Genomic DNA, 19,108 nt, shown 5'->3' with positions numbered 1-19,108 from the left:
GTGTTCAATTTTGCTGGTTTCGAAGGAGACGTCTGTGACCCCGCCCCCGATTAGCACGGCCCCTGCGACGGTCGACATCCTCGACCAGGCGCGCGAGCAAGTTCTCGAAAGAGGAGTTGGCCTGACCGAAAGCCAGGTGCTCGACGTACTCCGACTCGACGACGACAGGCTCGAAGACCTGCTGGCTCTCGCCCACGATGTGCGTATGAAGTGGTGTGGACCGGAGGTCGAGGTCGAGGGCATCATCAGCCTGAAGACGGGCGGCTGCCCTGAGGACTGCCATTTCTGCTCGCAGTCCGGACTCTTCCAGTCGCCGGTTCGCGCGGCGTGGTTGGACATCCCGAGCTTGGTGGAAGCTGCCAAGCAGACTGCGAAGTCGGGCGCTACCGAGTTCTGCATCGTGGCCGCCGTCCGCGGACCCGACGCCCGGTTGCTCGCTCAGGTTGCCGCAGGCATCGAGGCGATACGCAACGAGGTCGACATCCAGATCGCCTGCTCGCTTGGCATGCTCACCCAGGAGCAGGTCGACCAACTGGCCGCCATGGGTGTGCACCGGTACAACCACAACTTGGAAACTTCGAAGTCGCATTTCCCGAACGTCGTGACCACGCACTCGTGGGAAGAGCGGTGGAACACGCTTCGGATGGTTCGTGAAGCAGGCATGGAAGTGTGCTGCGGCGGAATCCTCGGCATGGGCGAATCCCTGGAGCAGCGCGCAGAATTCGCGGCCAACCTGGCTGAACTGGAGCCGGACGAGGTCCCGCTCAACTTCCTCAACCCGCGTCCGGGTACCCCGTTCGGTGATCTGGACGTGCTGCCCGCCAGCGAGGCGCTCAAGTCCGTGGCGGCATTCCGTCTCGCGCTACCTCGCACGATCTTGCGCTTCGCGGGTGGACGCGAGATCACTCTCGGCGACCTGGGTGCCAAGCAGGGCATCCTCGGCGGAATCAACGCCGTGATCGTCGGCAACTATCTGACGACCCTCGGACGTCCCGCCGAGAAGGATCTGGATTTGTTGGTGGATCTGCAGATGCCGATCAAAGCACTGAACGACACTCTGTGAGCACTCCGGTGACCGAGGAGCGGTACAACCCGTTCACCGGGCGTCGGATCGTCGACGGCGTCGACGATCCGACGCCGACTGCGGCGTCGATGGGGCTCGAGCCTCCTCGCTTCTGCGAGCAGTGCGGGCGCCGCATGATCGTTCAGGTCAGCCCTGACGGATGGTGGGCGAAATGCTCCCGACACGGTGTCGTCGACTCGATCGACGTCGCCCGCAGGTAGCGTCACTCTGTGTGATCTCTCTTCGGCAGATTCGTCTGCGCACCGCGATCGTGATCGCCGCAACCATTGCGGGCGTGAGCGTGCTCGTCGGTGTGCTGTGGGCGTTCTTGGCTCCGGCCGAGCACCTGTTGGTGGTGTCCGAGGGGCGCGGCGTCGCGTTGACGGGTGAGAGCCTTCATCAGTTCGACGCGAGCGCCGTGTTCATCTGGCTGGCACTGATCGTCGGTGTGCTGTCGGCGGTGGCGGCCTGGTTGGCACGCCTGAGTCGAGGTCCTTATGCCCTGGGCGGGTTGATAGTCGGTTCAGTGGCAGGTACCGGACTGATGGCACTCGTGGGTTCGGGCGTGACAAAACTGCGTTTCCCCACGGCCGACAATCCGGCGGTCGGGGAGATCATCGCGCGGGCCCCGAACGTCGGAACTTTGCTCGTGCTTCTGTTTCAGCCGCTCGCGGCGTGCGTCGTGACATTGGTTCTTGCAGTGCTCAATCCGTACGACGACCTCGGGGTGGGGGACCACCCGGAATCCGGGGATCCGGAATCTGGGGATCCGGCCACCGACACCGAACAGGCCGAAGTCGAAAGCCAGCCGAAACTTCCGTAACTGTTGCGTCGCTACGCCGCAGAGGTCGACGAGCGCTTGGTTTCGGCTTTCATTCGCACGTCACCCAACAGTCGCCCGGAAATCAGCGCGCCCAACCGGCGGGTTGCGAAGCGAGTGCTGATCGAGGACACCCAGTTCGGCAGTCCCGATACGACGGTCGGCGGCGCGTAGCGTCGATCCAGTGCGCGGAAAGCGGTGTCCACCACCTGAGTTGCCGTCTGCATTCGCCCGACCGCCGCGTCTTCGGAGCCGACTACGTCGAAGAACTCGGTGCGCGTCGGACCGGGGCACACCGCCAATACAGTCAATCCGCTGCCGCGAGCTTCGGCCCAGAGTGCTTCGGTGAAGTTGAGTACAAACGCCTTGGACGCGCCGTAGACGGCCATGCCCGGTGTCGGCTGGAACGACGCTGTGCTGGCGACGTTGACCAGTGCTCCGCGGCCGGTGAGAAGGTCGGGCAGGAATGTGTGTGTCAGCTCGACCAGCGTGGCGATGTTGAGCTGAATCTCGGACGTGACGCGCTCGAGATCTTCGTCCACGAATGCCCCGTGTGTTCCGAATCCGGCGTTGTTGATCAGCGAGTCGACGGTGATGCCACGGTTTGTCAGCTCCTGGTGCAGCGATGCACCGACGCCGGGTGCGGCCAGGTCGGCGGGCAGGACTGTCACGATGATGCCGTGGGCGCCACGGAGTTCGGTGGCGAGTGCCTCGAGGCGGTCGGCCCGCCTGGCGACCAGAACCAGGTTTGCGCCGCGAGCGGCAAAGCGATGAGCGAATTCCACTCCGAGCCCAGCGCTGGCTCCGGTGATGAGGACGGTGGTTCCGGCTACGTCGATGGCCATGGTGGCTCCTTCGGTTCGGGTGATCCCAAATGTAGGCACTGACACCATAGTTGTCAATGACAACATTTTGATATGGTGCCACCATGCCCGCCCACGAACAGCCGTATCATCACGGCAGCCTGCGACAGGAACTCCTGGCGTCGGCCGAAGCAACACTCGAACGAGATGGCGTCGACAAGTTGTCGCTGAGGCAACTCGCGCGTGAGGCGGGCGTGAGCCACGCGGCTCCGGGCAAGCACTTTCGTGATCGCCGGGCTTTGCTCGATGCATTGGCCGAAAGTGGATTCCATCGGATGACCGGTGCGCTCGAGCGGGCAGTCGCGGATGCTCCACCGACCGCGAGGGCCCGGTTCTCCTCGCTCGCCAATGCCTACGTGGATTTTGCGCTGGAGCATCCGGGCCTGCTCTCTCTGATGTACAGCAACAAGCATGCGCCGGGCGCCGCCGAAACTGTCGTCAACGCGGGGCACGCGACGATGGACCTGACCGTCCGGCTCGTTTCGGAAGCTCAGGCCGCAGGTGACATTGCCGCCGGTGATCCGGAAAGTATTGCGCTGGTTGCCTTTGCGACGTTCCACGGCGTCGCGACGCTTGCTGCGGGCGGAATGTTGGGCGACGTGCCGGTGGGCGAGGTGGTGAACGCGGCCTCGACGGTCTTCTGGGCGGGCCTTTCCAGGGCTGTCTGAGGTGGGGCGCGCAATTCCCCAGAGTTCTCACAGAACCAGCACAAGGGAAGCACAAGATTGCGGACTTACATAGGAGTCAAGAAGATTGATTCCGAGTGGAGGTTCGGCAATGAGTGTTTCAGAGAGCGCCGCCAACAGGGGAGTTGTACTTGTCACGGACATCGGATTCGAGCACGGTGCGCGCACGGCCGCCGAGTTTCTCGACGCTGGTTGGAGCGTGGCAGTCACGGCGCGGACGGTCACCGAATTGGTTCGCGTCATGGCGGGAAAACCTGCCCATCGCTTCTTTGCGATTGTCGCCGATCCGACGGATCGTTGGCAGGCCGATCGGATTCTCGATCGGGTGACGACTCGGTTCGGTGTAATCAACCGGGTCATCGATCCGGCCGGCGCCGTGACCTCGGTGTGGTTGCAGCGCGGAAGTCTCGAAGCTGTTGCCTGACAGTGCGATCGGTGTCAGCTTGGCGGCCGTAGTGCGGCGAATTCGTCGGTGACCCGCAAGGTGGAGTCGGTGAAACGGTACAGGGCGGGTGGACGTCCACCCGACTTGCCGGACGGTGCGGTGTTGCCGGTGGGAGTCAGAACGCCTCGACGCCCCAGCACGCGTTGCAAATTGGTGGCATCGACCTGGTAACCGAGGGCAGCGCAGTAGATTTCGCGCAGTGTCGACATCGCGAACTCTTCCGGGGCCAGCCCGAATGCGATGTTGGTGTACGAGAGTTTCGCGGCAAGTCGATTGCGCGCGTGCCGTACGACGGTTCCGTGGTCGAACGACATCTCCGGCAACTTCGAAACGGGGTGCCAGGCCGTGTCCGGTGGCAGTTGTGGGTCGGCGCTGAGGGGAACGAGTCCGAGGAAGGTCGACGCGATGCGGCGCGGACCCGGCACGCGCTGTGGATCACTGAAGACGGAGAGCTGTTCGAGGTGGGCGACCTTTCGTAGGTCGACCTTCTCGGCGAGGAGTCGTCGAGCGGAGGTCGTCAGGTCCTCGTCGTCGCGCAGAGTGCCCCCGGGCAGGGACCACGTGCCCTTCTGTGGGTTGAGTGCACGCTGCCACAGCAGCACGGCCAACTCTTCACGACCTTGCGGGCAGTGATCGCCGTCACCTGCGGCGATGCTTGCGGGGAAGGTGCGAACTTGGAACACCGCTGCAAGCACTTCGTGGGTGGTGTTACTATTGGGCACGTTTTCGATCCTAAGTCGAAAACCTCGAATACGGAAATCCGGGCCAGCCCGTCCGGATTTGAACTGGGTGACGAGCCCGGGTTCACGGTGAAGGAGAACGCCATGACGACCACGACGTTATGGGAGGGATCGGCCTCGCAGATTCACGACGGCCCCGGCGGATACAACGGAGTCGAAGCGACCCCCGAGTGGGCCGCTGAGATCAAACGTCTGGCTCGCGAACGCGGCGCGACGATTCTTGCGCACAACTACCAGCTGCCTGCGATTCAGGACGTCGCCGATCATGTCGGTGACTCCCTGGCGCTGTCGCGAATCGCTGCCGAGGCGCCCGAGGACACGATTGTCTTCTGCGGTGTGCACTTCATGGCCGAGACCGCGAAGATCCTGTCGCCGTCCAAGACTGTGCTGATCCCGGACGAGCGAGCCGGCTGCTCTCTGGCCGACTCGATCAATGCCGAGCAGCTTCGTGAGTGGAAGGCCGACAACCCGAACGCCCTGGTGGTGTCGTACGTGAACACAACCGCAGAGGTGAAGGGTCTCACCGACATCTGCTGCACCTCGTCCAATGCGGTCGACGTGGTCAACTCGATCGATCCCGACCGCGAGGTTCTGTTCCTGCCGGACCAGTTCCTGGGAGCTCACGTCAAGCGCGTGACGGGCCGTACCAACATGCAGATCTGGGCTGGCGAGTGCCACGTGCACGCCGGCATCAACGGTGACGAGCTGACGGCCAAGTCCAAGTCGCACCCGGACGCCGAGCTGTTCGTGCACCCTGAATGTGGTTGCGCTACTTCGGCTCTGTACCTAGCAGGTGAAGGCGCGGTCCCCGCGGACAAGGTCAAGATTCTCTCCACCGGCGGAATGCTCGACGCTGCCCGCGTCACCAAGAGCAAGCAGGTTCTGGTCGCGACCGAGATCGGGATGCTGCACCAGTTGCGCAAGGCAGCGCCCGACGTCGATTTCCAGGCCGTCAACGACCGCGCGTCGTGCCCGTACATGAAGATGATCACGCCTGCCGCGTTGCTTCGCTGCCTTCTCGAGGGCAAGGACGAGGTCCACGTCGATCTCGAGATGGCCAAGCGTGCACAGAAGTCGGTGCAGCGCATGATCGAGATCGGTAATCCGGGCGGCGGCGAGTGACCAGCCCTGCCGGGCGTTTCGCCTGGGAGGCTCATGCCGACCTGGTCGTCGTGGGAGGCGGTGTCGCGGGCCTCACCGCTGCGCGCACCGCTTCTCTGCGGGGACTGAAAGTACTCACGGTCAGCAAGGGCGGTCCGACGGACACCGCGACTCAGTACGCGCAGGGCGGCATCGCGGTCGTCGACGATCTGAATACCGATTCCGTCGAGTCGCACGTTTCGGATACGTGTGAGGCCGGCGTCGGTTTGTGCGACGAGGAAGCCGTCTATTCCATCGTCGAAGCTGGTCACGACGCTGTTGCTGCGCTGGCCGCGTTGGGAGCGGTCTTCGATCGCGGGCGAGACGGCGAGGTGTCGCGCACCCGCGAGGGTGGGCACAGCACGCGTCGGATCATCCATGCCGGCGGCGACGCCACTGGCGCGGAAGTGCAGCGGGCTCTCAATGCTGCCGGGCTCCCCGTTCTGTTCGGTGCAGCGGCAGTCCAGGTGGTGACCAACCGGCGTGGGGTGTGCGGACTCATCGTCTCCTCGCCGGAAGGCCTCGGAGTGATCCATGCGCCCGCGGTGCTGCTCGCTACCGGCGGACTCGGTCAGCTGTATGCCTGCAGCACAAATCCGCCCGGAGCGACTGCCGACGGAATCGCGTTGGCACTCGAAGCCGGTGCGGCGATTGCGGACCTGGAGTTCGTTCAGTTCCATCCGACGGTGCTCTTCACTCCGGGCGGGGTAGGCCGCCGACCCCTGATCAGTGAGGCGGTCCGCGGCGAGGGCGCGATTCTTGTCGACACCAACGGTGATTCGGTCACCGCAGGTGTTCATCCGCTGGGTGATCTCGCCCCGCGTGACGTGGTCTCGAGGGCAATCGCAGCACGCCTACGCGCTCTCGGCACTGATCACGTCTATCTCGACGCTCGCAAGCTCGACGGTTTCGATTCGAGATTCCCGACCATCACGGCGTCCTGCCTCGAAGCGGGCATCGATCCACGCACCCAATTAATTCCGGTCGCTCCGGCCGCGCACTATTCGTGCGGCGGAGTCGCCACCGACGTCCATGGACGAACGGGAGTGCCTGGTCTCTACGCAGCAGGCGAAGTGGCTCGCACGGGATTGCACGGCGCGAATCGTCTTGCGTCCAACAGCCTTCTCGAGGGTTTGGTAGTCGGGGAGCGTGCAGGAATCGCAGCTGCCGAGCGTCGCGAGGTTCATGCCGAAGTGGTCAACGTGGTGCGCAAGCCGATGCCGATCCTGCCGCGAGAGACCGTGCAGTCCGTCATGACGGCACACGCGTCGGTGGTTCGCGACGGAGGCGGTCTCCAGATTGCGCGAGCCGCGCTTGCCGACGCCGAACAGACAGTGGCGGTGGCTGCTCCGGACCTCGAAGACGCGGCGCTCACGTTGACCGCGACTGCATTGGTCGACGTGGCCGTGGCGCGAACCGAGAGCCGTGGCTGCCATACCCGCACCGACTATCCTGAAACAGATCCGAATCAGCGTCGCAGCACTCGGATCAAGATGGGTGCCGATGGAGCGCTCGAAATACCCGACATGTTGTTGACAGGAGTTCATTGATGACCGAGCAGAAGATCCTGCCCTCGCCGCTCGACCGTGACGAGCTGCTCACCTTGGTCAGGCTCGCTCTGGACGAGGATCTGCGCTATGGACCCGACATCACTTCTACCGCAACGGTTCCCGCCGATGCGGTCGCGAAGGCGTCGGTCGTCTCACGCTCCTCGGGTACTGTCGCCGGCATCGACGTCGGACTGCTTGTTCTCGACGAGGTGATCGGCGCGGGTAACTACGAGGTCGTTGATCGGGTGGCCGACGGAACTCGGGTTGCGCCAGGTCAATCGGTGCTCACCGTTGTCGCGCCCACCCGCGGACTTCTCACGGCAGAGCGCACGATGCTCAACCTCGTCTGCCATCTCTCGGGAATCGCCACGGCGACATCACAGTGGGTCGACGCCATTGCCGGCACTCATGCCAAAGTGCGGGACAGCCGAAAGACGCTGCCCGGACTGCGTTCTCTGCAGAAATATGCAGTCCACGTGGGCGGAGGCGTCAACCACCGTATGGGATTGGGCGACGCGGCGTTGATCAAGGACAACCATGTTGCTGCTGCCGGTTCGGTGGTCGCAGCACTTCGTGCGGTCCGTGAGCTCGCCCCGGACATCGAGTGCGAAGTTGAGGTCGACAACCTCACTCAGCTCGATCAGGTGCTGGCGGAGAATGTGGAACTTGTTCTGCTGGACAACTTCCCGCTGTGGCAGACGCAGATCGCGGTCCAGCGCCGAGACGCTGTTGCTCCAGAAACCAAACTCGAGTCATCCGGTGGTCTCACCATCGACGTTGCCGCAGAGTACGCCCGAACCGGCGTCGACTACCTCGCTGTAGGTGCCTTGACGCACTCGGTGACGGTCCTCGACCTCGGGCTCGACATGTAGGTGTCGCTATTGCTCGGCGTCCAGCAGTTGTGGGACGGCCGAGCGAAGCGCGTTTGTCACGGTTGCGACTGCCGGGTGAGCGTCGGAGCCCGCTCGGTGTGCAATCTTGGTCCTTCGTCGAATGGGCATCGGCGTCAGGCGCACACCTAGCGGCGGATGGATTGCTCCGAGTTCAGGAACCAGCGAAACACCCTGTCCCGCAGCGACGAGGGCGAGAACGGTGGCGAATTCGTCGATGTGGTGTCGCACTTTCGGGGTGAATCCAGCTGCCTGGCATGCGCGAATAGTCATTGCATGACAAGCAGTTCCGGGAATTGCGGTAATCCAGGGACGTTCTACGCAGTCGGTCAGCGATGCGACAGCGTCGTGGGGATCTGACTCGATGTCACTCGATGCGAGGTACACGGCTTCGCTGCACAGCGGCAATGTCGTCAGGCCCGGTTCGGTGGGGCGAGGGACGAAGTCGTAGTCGTGAATCAATGCCAAGTCCAGAGTCCCAGCTCGTAGGTCGTCGGCGACGTCCGCCGGGTCGATCTCCGAAACCATCGGTTCCAACCCGGGATGCTCGCGAGACAGGGCGATCAATGCCGCCGGGAGGATCGCCCGTGCCGCGGTCGGGAACGTTCCGATGCGCAGCGGCCCCGCCAGTCCACGACGTGCGTCGACCAATTCACCTGACGCCTGCTCCAGGCGTTGCAGGATGGCTTCGGCATGACGTGCGAGGTTCTCACCGGCGGGTGTGAGTCGGACGCGACGGCCTGTTCGTTCCAGCAGCGGCACGCCGGCTTCATGTTCGAGGACGGCCAACTGCTGTGACACCGCGGAGGGGCTGAACGACAGCGCCTCGGCAACGGCAACGATGGTTCCGCGCAGCGCTAGTTCGCGCAAGAGCTTCAGTCGACGAACATCGAGCATCAGCTCAGCTTACGCTCGACGATGGAAATGCGAACTAGACCTACAAGGTTTGTTCGGTGAGGCTGAGTTCTATGACTACGACTCGAGTTGACCTGGCCGGAATCCATGTTCCACTGATCACGCCCTTCGAGAGCGACGGTCGTATTGCAACCGATGCACTCGAACAGCTTGCGCACCAGGTCCTCTCCGAGGGTGCGGTCGGACTCGTTGCGCTGGGGACTACAGCGGAAGCCGCAACACTCACCGAGCAGGAGAGAGTGACCGTTCTGGATATCTGTGCGAATGTGTGCCGTGCGAGAGGTGCGACGTTGATCGTCGGCGCGGGCAGTAACGACACGGCGGGCAGTGCGCAGGCGCTCGGGAGGCTGGCTCGGTGGCCTGAGGTCTCGGCGGCCTTGGTGCCGGTTCCCTCCTTCACGAGGCCGTCGAAAGCCGGTGTGGTGGCGCATTTCGCGCATCTGCAGTCGTCGAGCCCAGTGCCGCTGATCGTCTATCACGTGCCGTACCGAACTGCGTGCGATCTGGACAGCGGCACTATGCAGGAGGTGGGTACTTTGCCCGGGGTTGTTGGTGTGAAGTATGCCGCGGGCGGTATCGACGCAGCTGCCGTCGAACTCTTCGCGGATCTTCCAGGCGACTTCGCCGTACTGGCGGGGGATGATCTGTTTCTCGCGCCTCTTCTGGCCTTGGGTGCGGCCGGTGGCATCTTGGCGTCCGCTCATGTGTCGACCGCTGAGTTCGTCCGCTTGGTAAAAGCTTGGGACAGTGGCGATGTGGACGGCGCCCGTGACCTCGGGCGGAGTTTGTCGAAGCTGTCCGGAGCTCTGTTTTCCGAACCGAACCCGACTGTGATCAAGGGCGTATTGCATGCGTTGGGACAGATTCCGACTCCCAATGTGCGACTGCCGTTGCTACCTGCGGGTGACGAATCGGTAGCGCGGGCGCTCGAGGTCTACCACTCTTGACTCGAACGGGTGTTCGAGTATGATTTGGGGAGGGGATCGGGGGATTCAATGAGTGTCTTGTTGTCGGATGTGGTGTCGGGTTCTGCGGTGGGGTTGCGCGGACGGTTGTGGCAGTTGTCTGCTTCTGAGTTGCGTGCTGCTGCTGTCGAGGCGAGTGCTGAGATTCTGCGTCTCGAGGCGGTGCGTGTGGCGGTGGTGGACGGTTTGTCGTTGCGCCCGGATGATCAGGTGATTGCCAGTCGCGGTGTCGGTTCGTGGTTGGCGGCGAACACGATGCTGCAGGTTCGGGACGGGAAGAAGATCGCCGCGCTGGGTGCGGCTTTGCGGCCGTTTCCGGCGGTGGCTGCTCGGTTCGATGGCGGGGATTGCTCGTTCGAGCATGCGGTGTTGATCGTGGCGTTCTGTGAGTCACCGCCGAAGGGGATGCCGGAGGAGGCATTACCGAAGTGCATCGATTTGTTGTTGGCTGCTGCGTCGGGTGTGGAGGCGACGACCACGAAGGTGCGGAACGTGATCGCGACGTTGGAGCGGTTGTTCGAATCGGATGAGATTCCGCCCGCCGAGGATGTCGATCTCAATGAGTTGCGGATTGCCTCGACGTTGAACGGTCGGGTGGTGGTGCGTGGGGATTTCGATGCCCTCAGCGGGGAAATGTTGTTGTCGGCGTTGTCGAATCTGACGATGCCGACCCCGGCACCGGATGGGACGCCGGATTCTCGGTCGGCGGCGAAGCGGACTGCGGATGGGTTCACGGAACTGATCCGGCGTTATCTCGATTGCGCGAAGGCCGGTACCGATGGTGGTCAGCGTCCGCATGTGAATGTGCACATCAATGCTCGGGATCTGGCTGAGCATCGGGATTGTGCCGCCGCGCCCTCCGATGGTGAAGAGTCTCTGTCTGATCTTGATGTCGGGCACATGCCGTGGCTCGGACCACTGTCCGTATCGCAGACCAGACTCCTCGGCTGCGACTGCTTCCTCTCCACCGTCCTGCTCGACGATCACGGCGCGCCCTTGGATGCGAAACCAGGAAAGAGGTTGGTCACCGCCGAACAGCGAGTGGCGTTGATCGCCCGGGACAAGGGCTGCGCGTTCCCCGGCTGCACATGTGTGCCTGCCTGGACGGATGCGCACCATATCCGGCACTGGGCGAACGGCGGCCCGACGGTGATGAACAACCTGGTCCTGCTGTGCCGTTCACATCATCGGTTGATGCACCGCAAATCAGAGTTCGTCGGGAAGTGGGTGATCCGGATCGGGGTCGACAACAAACCGTGGTTCATCCCGCCGCCCTCGATCGACCCCGGCCAGCACCCGCGACCGGCCAACACCACATTCAAAACCTGACTGAGTGGTGACACCCGTTCAGGCGCACAACTTCACGCCGATAGGCTTCAACTCGGAGATACACCCGGGTTGGGGCCTGGAGGCCGTGTTGTTGTGAACGGCTGCAGATATGGGGGAGGTCATATGGTTGTCGACGTTGTGCAAGCGGTCGAGACCGATGGGCCGGAGATTCTGGCGCTGCGGCACGCGGCAGAAGACTGGTTGGCAGAACGCGGAATCATCCAGTGGCGCCCGCGTGAAGTGTCTGTCGAGCAGGTCGGGGAGCAGATTTCGAGAGGGGAGTTCTTTGTTGCGCGAGACCGGGAACAGTCGAGGATTGTCGGTGCCCTGCGGTTGATCTGGTCAGACCCCGTGGTCTGGCCCGATTCGAACGATCCTGCCGGCTACGTGCACGGATTGGTTATCGATCGAGAATTCTCGGGCACCTCGTTGGGCGAACGCTTACTCGTCTGGGCCCATCGACGGTCCGCGCAGGAGAACGCGCAGTACCTGCGGCTCGATTGTGTAGAAACCAACGTGCGGTTGCGCCGCTATTACCGAGACGCGGGTTTCGCCGAGGTAGGGCGTCGTGACTTCGGAGACGATGCCGACAACGGGTGGTTCAGCGTCGTGCTGTTCGAGCGCTCCCTGACCTGATCCATTCACAGCAACTTTCCAGGCGGCTCCCAGTGCCGCCAGGGTTGGAGACGCGATCGTTGGCAGGACAGTAACTCGTGAAGGGACTTCCTGATGACCGCCGTTCTGCATCCGGCCCCGCGTCAGCGGCCGGCACCAACTGCCCATCGCGCGGAGCCCTCGCCGTCGTGGTTCCGCACGCGCAGTACGGGATTGGCGCTGACGATCCTGTTGGCAGCAACGGCAGTCCTGTATTTGTGGAATCTGACCGCGAGTGGCTACGCCAACACCTTCTACGCTGCAGCGGCGCAGGCCGGCTCCCAGAATTGGAAAGCGTGGTTCTTCGGGTCCCTCGATACCTCGAATTTCATCACGGTCGACAAACCGCCCGCTTCATTGTGGGTCATGGGTGTGTCCGGACGAATCTTCGGATTCTCGAGTGCCAGTCTTCTAGTTCCGCAGGCGTTGATGGGCGTCGGATCGGTTGCGCTCGTGTATGCGGCCGTCAAACGAGTGGCGTCGCCCGCTGCGGGTTTGGTGGCGGGAGCTGTTTTGGCAGCTACGCCCGCTGCCGCCCTGATGTTCAAGTTCGACAATCCTGATGCACTGTTGGTTCTGCTCATGACTCTCGCCGGCTACTTCGTTATTCGCGCCATGTGCACGGCGATAGGTCGTCGAGCCGCTATGTGGGTGGCGCTCGCAGGAGTAGCGCTGGGGTTTGCCTTTCTCACCAAGATGCTGCAAGGGCTGATGGTGTTGCCTGCATTTGGTGCCGCGTATTTGATCGCCGGACAGGTGCGCTTGCGGACTCGCCTGGTCCACCTGGTGATCGGTGCTGCGTCCGTTGTCATATCGGCTGGGTGGTGGGTGTTGGCAGTGTGGCTGTGGCCCGCTGATTCTCGCCCGTACATCGGCGGATCGACCAACAACAGCGTCATGGACTTGGTAGTGGGATACAACGGATTGGGTCGACTTTTCGGGAGCACCGGTGGCGGTGGCGGAATGGCCGGTGGCAGTGCAGGTTCGAGCTTCGGGGGAAGTGCCGGACTCGAACGGCTGTTCGGCAGCGAGATGGGTATCCAGATTTCCTGGCTTATTCCTGCGGCTTTGATTGCGTTGGTGTTCGGCTTACTCGCCTGTGGGCGCGCACCGCGCACAGATCTTGTCCGTGCGTCGTTGATCCTTTGGGGTGGCTGGTTTCTCGTTACCGGCCTGATCTTCAGCTACATGTCCGGCACGATCCACCCCTATTACACAGTTGCGCTGGCGCCCGCCGTCGCGGGGATGATCGGGACCGGTGGATACGCTCTGTGGTTGGTCCGTGCCCGTTGGATCGGACGTTGCGGCTTGGCTGCGACGATGCTGGCCGCAGGAATCTGGAGTTGGGTGTTGTTGCACCGCAATGCCGACTGGCTGCCGATGCTGAAGTGGATTCTGTTGGCGGGCACTGTCGTCGGCGCGATCCTGGTTCTCGTGGGAGCCAAGGATCGATTCCGCAAGCTCGCTGTCGCTGGATTGATTCTTGGATCGTTGGCAGGGATAACCGGTTCTGCGTCTTACGCGATTGCCACTGCCGCAACAGCGCACGGCGGATCCATCCCGACGGCCGGACCGACCGGCGCCGTGTCCGACTCCGGAAGGGGCGGGGGAGGAGGTATGGGTGGGGGCCCAGAGCTGCAAAACGGTGATGTTCCGCCGAATTCTTCTGACGCGACTGTAAATCCGGCGTCGAACGGGCAAGAACTGAGTAGCGGCAGCGAAAGTACTTCCGAGTTGACGGCAATGCTGGTCAATGCGGGCACCACGTGGTCGGCCGCGACCAACGGCTCGCAAAGCGCAGCAACCTACGAGTTGGCCAGCAATACCGCGGTGATGGCGATCGGCGGTTGGAGTTCCGATCCCGCCCCGACATTGGATCAATTCATCCAGTACGTGGCAGACGGAAAAATTCACTACTACATTGCCGGTGGCCAGGGCGGAAGCCAGCGAGAGGGCCAAAGCGGGGACAGCACGTCGAGTGTCATCCAGGAATGGGTCGAAGCGAATTTCACGTCGACAACGGTGGGAAATTCCACGATCTACGACCTCAGCGGGTATGTCGGATAGCGACGTAGTTGTTGCCGTAGGCAATGATCGAGAAATGTCTGGGCGCACCGCACACGAGTCGAACCGTCGCCGCGAGCAATGGACCTGGCGTGACGGGCTGGTGATCGTCTCGATCGTCGCCTTGGGAACTGTTGTCGCGGCGGTGACGAACGAAGACACGGGCACGTCGATTCCCGGCTGCGATTCGGTGGCATCGCCGGGTCCGCCGGTGCGTATCAACTACGGTTTTGCCGGTGAGCCCGGCTATGACGACCCGGACTATCCATGGTTCTCGGGACCGAAGGCCACCGCCATGAGCGACGCACTACTCGAATCGCTGCCTTCCGATGTCGACGTTGCATTTGCGAGTCCATCGAAATCGCTCGAGTTTGCGCCGATCCAGAATTACCGGGGTGCCTCGTTTCCTGACGGGGTCGACCCGATCGAGTTCAGCGGTTCTACGTCGGCGAAGGGAACCTTGACTCGCGTCGGGCGGACTGCGGATATCTCGGTTCAGGTGCGTGCATGGGATCAGCCGGTGCCGCCGTGCTTGGAGGGTCTGGTGGATCGGCGGGAGCATCTCGAAAACGGAACAGTGCTCGACATCGCCGATTTCGAGGACAGAGCCGATTTCGAAGACAAAGACGGTTCGGAAGTCGGGGGCGAGCGCGGAGTCGTCGCGTATCTCGGTGATGGATCCCGGGTTGTTGCCAGCGTCGACACGTCGACCGGAACTTCGTCGGATGCTTCCCCGCTCTTGACGATGGACGAACTGATCGCGTTAGCGACCGCGCCGGGGCTTGCGGTGACTGCGCCGGTTCCAGACTCGACGCCGCCGCCGATGGCATCCTGCTACACCGATTCTGTGAATGCCGGTCCACCTGCGTCGCGCATGGATATCGACCGACTGAATCAGTTGCTCGATGCACGTTGGAAGGATCTCGGCGCGGCAGGCGTCACTTTGGAGCGCCCGCTCGGTTCGTTGGTTCCAGATGATTACGGACAGGGAGGAGTGTGCGAGCGGATCGTCGCCTCGACAGCGGACGGCAGCAGCGATGTCGAAATATCAGTTGGTACCGCTGTGCCGGAACCGGGTGACACACTGACGTTGCCAGGCTCCACCACCGTGACTCGCCTGGTCGATCCCGATGGCTCGGGCGATGACACGGTCCGGGTTGTTCACCCCTCCGGCGAAACAGTAGTGGTGACCCAGTTCGTGACATCGGCTGGCTCCACATCGGCGTCGCCTTTGACAATCGAACAGCTCGAGTTCATCGCAACCACTCCAGGGCTGGTGATTTCGGCTCGGTGACGGTGGTGCTGGCACAATAGTGGCGAATTGTTCGTACCCAGAGACGTCGGAGGCTCAACGAATGGGCGATGCCAGCCCTGCTCGCGGTGACGATTTCTCCACCTGGTTCATCGATCAGTTCTCCGTGTACTGGCAGTCCGGCGGTGGGGCCCGCATCGAAGGACGTATTGCTGGCTATCTGTTGATCAGCGAGTCGCCAGGGGTCAGCGCCGAAGAGTTGGCGCAGGCACTCGGAGCAAGTCGCGGATCGGTGTCCATCTACATTCGTCGGTTGATCGAACGGGGGTTCGTCAAGCTCACGCGCAAGCCTCGGGATCGGACTCACTACTACGTCATGGATTCCGACGTGTGGGGCGGATTCCTCGAAACAGAGCACGTGTATCTCGAGAATCAACGCAAGCTTGCGACCGAGGCCCTGCAGTACGCAAATCCCAACGGTCCCGCGTACATTCGTGTGCTCAACATGCGAGATTACATGGGGTGGATCATCGACAATCGCATGCTGAGCAGTGAGTGGATGCGATTCAAAGCTGAACGCGACGGCAAGAAACCCGCGTCCGAATAGGACGCGGGTTTCTCGATCGCACGATGCTGATCTACATCACTTGTTCAGCTTCGCGATTGCCTCGTCGATCATCGGCACGTAGCGCTCGAGCGACCAGGGCACGGTCAGAGGGTTGATCATCGAGGAACCGGTGACGAAGGGCTGTTCGGTCGGAGCGATGACAGTTCCCCGAGCCACAGCGGGGATTGCCTGGTAAGCGGGCTGCGCTTCGATCTCGGCCCGGTTGGCCGGGTCCGAGTAGAAGGTGAAGAGCAGGTCGGACTTGTCGAGGAGGTTTGCGTTCTCGAGGCCGATGACGGCGGAGTCTGTTCCTTCGGATTCCGTCAAGGTGTAGACGACGGGATCCACCTGCAGGCCAAGTGCGCGGACCATGGCCACACGCTGCTCTTCGGCGAAAAAGACGCCGAGGGTTCCTGGGCCCGTGTTGTAGATGAAAGAGAAGCTGACGTCGGCGTAGTTCGGATGTGCTGCAGTCGATTCCGCGAACTGCGACTTGATCTTGTCGATTTCGGCTGTCGCCTTCTCGGATTCGCCCATGGCTTTGCCGATGACGTTGATCTGGTCTTCCCACGTGATGGTCCAGGGGCTCTCGGCGTAGGCGACGGTCGGCGCGAACGCGTTGAGTGAGTCGAACTGCTGCTGTGTGATGCCGGACCACGGGGCGAGGATCAGGTCGGGTTCGAGAGCGATGATCGCCTCGATGTTGAGATCGGTTCCGCCGGTGAACTGCTCTGGCAGTTCGCCACCTTGCTTCGTGACCGCTTCGTGGACCCACGGCAGATACCCGGTGTCGTCGCTGCCCCATGCGTACTTTTCGACGCCGACGGGGATCGTGCCGAGCGCGATTACGGTCTCCGCCGACCCCATGCCGAGAGTCACGATTCGCTCGGGCTTTTCGGTGATGACGGCGTTTCCGAGCGCACTTTCGATGGTGACGGTTTCGAAGTCGCTGCTGCTCGATTCGGTTGCGGTGTCGTTGTTACTGCATCCGCCGATTACCAGGGCGGCAATGACCAATCCACTCAGCGCCACAGTTCGGCGAAGTGAGCGCACACGGGCGTATCGCATGGGGAACCTTCCGTTGTCGATGCGCCGAGGAGTGAGACTCCGACGGATCGCAGCCGACGGCCGGTTCCAGGCGCGTCAGGAAGCATAGGCTAGCCTTCGCCAAAGTTTCAAATCTGCTGAAAGTTCACGAGCCCGACAAACGGCGACATGCCAGGGGCCTCGTCGACGTTTGCCGGTCAAGCTCAGCAGGTAGGCACGTCGACGGTAATCTTCGGGTCGTCGACCAGCGGCTGGACCGGTACGCGAGCTTCGCCCTCGGCTGTGGGCTCGGTCAGATCGAACTTCAGCTCAACCGTCTGGCCTCGCGGAATGACGGCCCTGGTCATGTAGGCCGGGTGACCCTGTTCAGTTCCGTTGACGGCAAACGAAATCTGTCCACCCACGGAGACGGCATCGAGTTTGGCGCCGGCTGTCGCAAGCAGAGTGACTGCAGCCACATTGGTGCCATTGGGCAGTCGTCCGGGGTTGTCGACGATCCCGCTGACATATTCGGTCAGGTCGGCGTCGGGCGCGTTGTTGGTCAGTCGAACGGTGACCGTTGTCTTTCGAGTGTCGCCGGTGCACGTCTGGGCTGTGTAGTCGATTTCTCGTGTGAGGTAGTAGTCGAGCTTGTTGCCGGCTTGGTTGTTGATCACCACACCGGCATACGGAGCCGCATCATCGGGAATGGTGTGCCCGAGGACGGTGTCGGCAAGAACCGATTGTTCGTCGGGGTGAGAGCTCCACACTGCGATTCTGCCCTCGCTGACACCTCTGCCCAGAGCCTCCAGTAATGCGCTCGGCGACTTGATGTTCCCGGTCATCTTCGCCACGACACGGGCCGCGATTGTCTGCAGATACTGCTTTCGTGCCTTGTTGTCGGAGGGAAAGCGTGCGTACGCGGTCGACTCGGTCAACTCAACGACGTTGTCGGCGGTGACCGACTCTCCGTCCGGCATCTCTACTGGTCCCACCGCCTCGAGGAGGTAACTCAGTGCTATCGGATCGGTCGCTATCGCGCCGTCGACCAGCTCACCCCCGGACTCCTGTGACCACAGGGACTGCCAGATCTGCGCTGCGTAGGGAAAGTGCGAGCTGAGGTTGCTGTTGCGAAAATCGGTGGTCGGTCGACTGTTTCCGTACAGCTGGTTGAAGTCAGGACCAAGGTCTATCGGTTGATTGTCCAGTGTTAGTTCGGAGTTGGGGGAGAGTGTGTCCACCCGAGCGGCGCCGTTGTCGACTCGGACGATGCCGTATCCACCCAACAGGCCGCCGGTTCCTCGCGCTTCCGCATTGGTCTGGAAACCGATGAAGTAGTTGCGCGGTCCGTCGGTGCCGAGCATCGCCGGTGCGATGCGCGCCGCGGTGGCGGTGTTCGTCAGGAGGGTAGCCAGTTCGCTTGTCTGCGACTGTAATTCTGCTCTGGCATCGTTAACTCGGCCCAGGTACTTCGATTCGGGAACTTCCTGTGCCTGCGACGACAGCAATTCCGCGGCGATAGCTGTTTCGGCCAGTTTCGGTTCCGCTTCGCGTAACGGTGCGAGTGCCAAGCGCCCACCGGGCTGCACCAATTCCGTTGGTGCGAGTGAAGTTCCGGTAGTCACGGCAGGGCCGAGAACGTCACGCGTAAGCCCCTGAACGACCTCGGTCATCTGGCGCGTCGACTCGAACGGCGACCCGATGACGGGAATTGCGGCGGTGATGTTCCAGGGGAGTGAATGGGTGTTGTCGTATGCGGCCGATGCTGCGCGATCGGCTTCCGCCGCGGCAGACTCTGCGACTCCCGTATCTCCGGCCAGGAGAGCGCTCTTCGCCGACTGTGCGTGGTCGCGAGCCGCCTCCAGGTTGTCTTTCGCCTCGTATGCCGTGTACCCGAGCCATGCCACGAAACCGCCCACTACCAGCGTCGTTGCGGTGATCGCGACTGCCGTTCTACGGCTTCGGAGAAATGCGGCCGCCCCCTTGGTTTCGCGCTTCGGACCGCTCGGTGGGATGTTGTCCGAGCCCATCGGCTCAGCCCCGGAATCGTCGTCGGACTTTGGTCCCACCGTGTCGTTGTTCATCCGCTGAAGCTCCTG

General features: G+C 62.5%; 19 protein-coding genes. 14 read left to right on the top strand and 5 right to left on the bottom strand.

Annotation, left to right across the window (positions count from 1 at the left end):
- The first annotated feature begins 49 nt into the window (after nucleotides 1-49).
- From bioB to ABH939_RS13590, 3 genes are read left to right on the top strand one after another with little or no spacing between them, the layout of a single operon-like run.
- Nucleotides 50-1,063, top strand: a complete 1,014-nt coding sequence (bioB, locus tag ABH939_RS13600) for a biotin synthase BioB (RefSeq protein WP_024487821.1) — start codon at nucleotides 50-52, stop codon at nucleotides 1,061-1,063.
- Nucleotides 1,060-1,284: a hypothetical protein gene (locus ABH939_RS13595; protein WP_003941741.1), complete on the top strand. Its 225-nt coding sequence runs from the start codon at nucleotides 1,060-1,062 to the stop codon at nucleotides 1,282-1,284. Before bioB ends, ABH939_RS13595 begins: the two co-directional genes overlap by 4 nt.
- An 11-nt stretch (nucleotides 1,285-1,295) precedes the next feature.
- On the top strand, nucleotides 1,296-1,886 hold the full coding sequence (locus ABH939_RS13590; protein WP_007733080.1) for a DUF2567 domain-containing protein: 591 nt from the start codon (nucleotides 1,296-1,298) through the stop codon (nucleotides 1,884-1,886).
- 11 nt (nucleotides 1,887-1,897) lie between these two features.
- Here ABH939_RS13590 and ABH939_RS13585 read toward each other — a convergent pair whose 3' ends face one another.
- Nucleotides 1,898-2,728 (bottom strand): SDR family oxidoreductase, encoded by an 831-nt coding sequence (locus ABH939_RS13585; RefSeq protein WP_065352566.1) that lies wholly within the window; start codon nucleotides 2,726-2,728, stop codon nucleotides 1,898-1,900.
- An 83-nt stretch (nucleotides 2,729-2,811) separates the two neighbouring features.
- Here ABH939_RS13585 and ABH939_RS13580 point away from each other — a divergent pair, with 83 nt between their 5' ends.
- A complete protein-coding gene (locus ABH939_RS13580) occupies nucleotides 2,812-3,414 on the top strand; it encodes a TetR/AcrR family transcriptional regulator (RefSeq protein WP_209447518.1) in 603 nt (200 codons plus the stop codon).
- A 109-nt stretch (nucleotides 3,415-3,523) separates the two neighbouring features.
- Nucleotides 3,524-3,856: a short-chain dehydrogenase gene (locus tag ABH939_RS13575; RefSeq protein WP_209447517.1), complete on the top strand. Its 333-nt coding sequence runs from the start codon at nucleotides 3,524-3,526 to the stop codon at nucleotides 3,854-3,856.
- A gap of 14 nt (nucleotides 3,857-3,870) precedes the next feature.
- On the opposite strand, the gene ABH939_RS13570 is transcribed toward ABH939_RS13575, so the two are convergent.
- Nucleotides 3,871-4,599 carry an NUDIX domain-containing protein gene (locus ABH939_RS13570; RefSeq protein WP_007733069.1) on the bottom strand — a complete coding sequence of 243 codons (729 nt, stop codon included), beginning with the start codon at nucleotides 4,597-4,599 and terminating at the stop codon, nucleotides 3,871-3,873.
- 102 nt (nucleotides 4,600-4,701) lie between these two features.
- Here ABH939_RS13570 and nadA point away from each other — a divergent pair, with 102 nt between their 5' ends.
- Genes nadA through nadC form a run of 3 tightly spaced genes read left to right on the top strand, consistent with a single transcriptional unit; the run spans nucleotide 4,702 to nucleotide 8,179 of the window.
- A complete protein-coding gene (gene nadA, locus ABH939_RS13565; protein ID WP_003941702.1) occupies nucleotides 4,702-5,739 on the top strand; it encodes a quinolinate synthase NadA in 1,038 nt (345 codons plus the stop codon).
- On the top strand, nucleotides 5,736-7,307 hold the full coding sequence (locus ABH939_RS13560) for an L-aspartate oxidase (protein ID WP_118605693.1): 1,572 nt from the start codon (nucleotides 5,736-5,738) through the stop codon (nucleotides 7,305-7,307). The genes nadA and ABH939_RS13560 overlap by 4 nt, the downstream gene beginning before the upstream one ends.
- Nucleotides 7,307-8,179: a carboxylating nicotinate-nucleotide diphosphorylase gene (nadC, locus tag ABH939_RS13555; protein WP_054781898.1), complete on the top strand. Its 873-nt coding sequence runs from the start codon at nucleotides 7,307-7,309 to the stop codon at nucleotides 8,177-8,179. Before ABH939_RS13560 ends, nadC begins: the two co-directional genes overlap by 1 nt.
- Nucleotides 8,180-8,185: 6 nt before the next feature.
- Here nadC and ABH939_RS13550 read toward each other — a convergent pair whose 3' ends face one another.
- Nucleotides 8,186-9,094: a LysR substrate-binding domain-containing protein gene (locus ABH939_RS13550; RefSeq protein WP_209447516.1), complete on the bottom strand. Its 909-nt coding sequence runs from the start codon at nucleotides 9,092-9,094 to the stop codon at nucleotides 8,186-8,188.
- A gap of 71 nt (nucleotides 9,095-9,165) precedes the next feature.
- Between ABH939_RS13550 and ABH939_RS13545 the strand changes: the two genes are divergently transcribed.
- From ABH939_RS13545 to ABH939_RS13520, 6 genes are all read left to right on the top strand, one after another.
- Nucleotides 9,166-10,059, top strand: a complete 894-nt coding sequence (locus ABH939_RS13545; protein ID WP_054186699.1) for a dihydrodipicolinate synthase family protein — start codon at nucleotides 9,166-9,168, stop codon at nucleotides 10,057-10,059.
- A 48-nt stretch (nucleotides 10,060-10,107) separates the two neighbouring features.
- Nucleotides 10,108-11,406: a DUF222 domain-containing protein gene (locus tag ABH939_RS13540; protein ID WP_404649713.1), complete on the top strand. Its 1,299-nt coding sequence runs from the start codon at nucleotides 10,108-10,110 to the stop codon at nucleotides 11,404-11,406.
- Between the two features lie 123 nt (nucleotides 11,407-11,529).
- Entirely contained in the window at nucleotides 11,530-12,042 is a 513-nt protein-coding gene (locus ABH939_RS13535) for a GNAT family N-acetyltransferase (protein WP_030537087.1), read from the top strand.
- Nucleotides 12,043-12,135: 93 nt separating this feature from the next.
- The gene (locus ABH939_RS13530; protein ID WP_209447514.1) at nucleotides 12,136-14,127 is read left to right on the top strand and encodes a glycosyltransferase family 39 protein; all 1,992 of its coding nucleotides are present in this window, start codon (nucleotides 12,136-12,138) and stop codon (nucleotides 14,125-14,127) included.
- A 34-nt stretch (nucleotides 14,128-14,161) separates the two neighbouring features.
- Entirely contained in the window at nucleotides 14,162-15,418 is a 1,257-nt protein-coding gene (locus ABH939_RS13525) for a hypothetical protein (protein WP_209447513.1), read from the top strand.
- A 61-nt stretch (nucleotides 15,419-15,479) separates the two neighbouring features.
- Nucleotides 15,480-15,983, top strand: coding sequence for a GbsR/MarR family transcriptional regulator (locus ABH939_RS13520; protein ID WP_209447512.1), 504 nt, complete (start codon nucleotides 15,480-15,482; stop codon nucleotides 15,981-15,983).
- A gap of 36 nt (nucleotides 15,984-16,019) precedes the next feature.
- On the opposite strand, the gene ABH939_RS13515 is transcribed toward ABH939_RS13520, so the two are convergent.
- Entirely contained in the window at nucleotides 16,020-17,051 is a 1,032-nt protein-coding gene (locus ABH939_RS13515; RefSeq protein ID WP_007732282.1) for an iron-siderophore ABC transporter substrate-binding protein, read from the bottom strand.
- Between the two features lie 182 nt (nucleotides 17,052-17,233).
- Nucleotides 17,234-19,093 carry a DUF4012 domain-containing protein gene (locus ABH939_RS13510; RefSeq protein ID WP_404649712.1) on the bottom strand — a complete coding sequence of 620 codons (1,860 nt, stop codon included), beginning with the start codon at nucleotides 19,091-19,093 and terminating at the stop codon, nucleotides 17,234-17,236.
- Nucleotides 19,094-19,108 lie beyond the last annotated feature (15 nt).

Source organism: Rhodococcus sp. 27YEA6 (assembly GCF_044908235.1).
Lineage (GTDB): Bacteria > Actinomycetota > Actinomycetes > Mycobacteriales > Mycobacteriaceae > Rhodococcus_F > Rhodococcus_F qingshengii.
The sequence above is the reverse complement of the archived record's forward strand: the minus strand, read 5'-3'. Positions and strand labels throughout refer to the sequence as shown.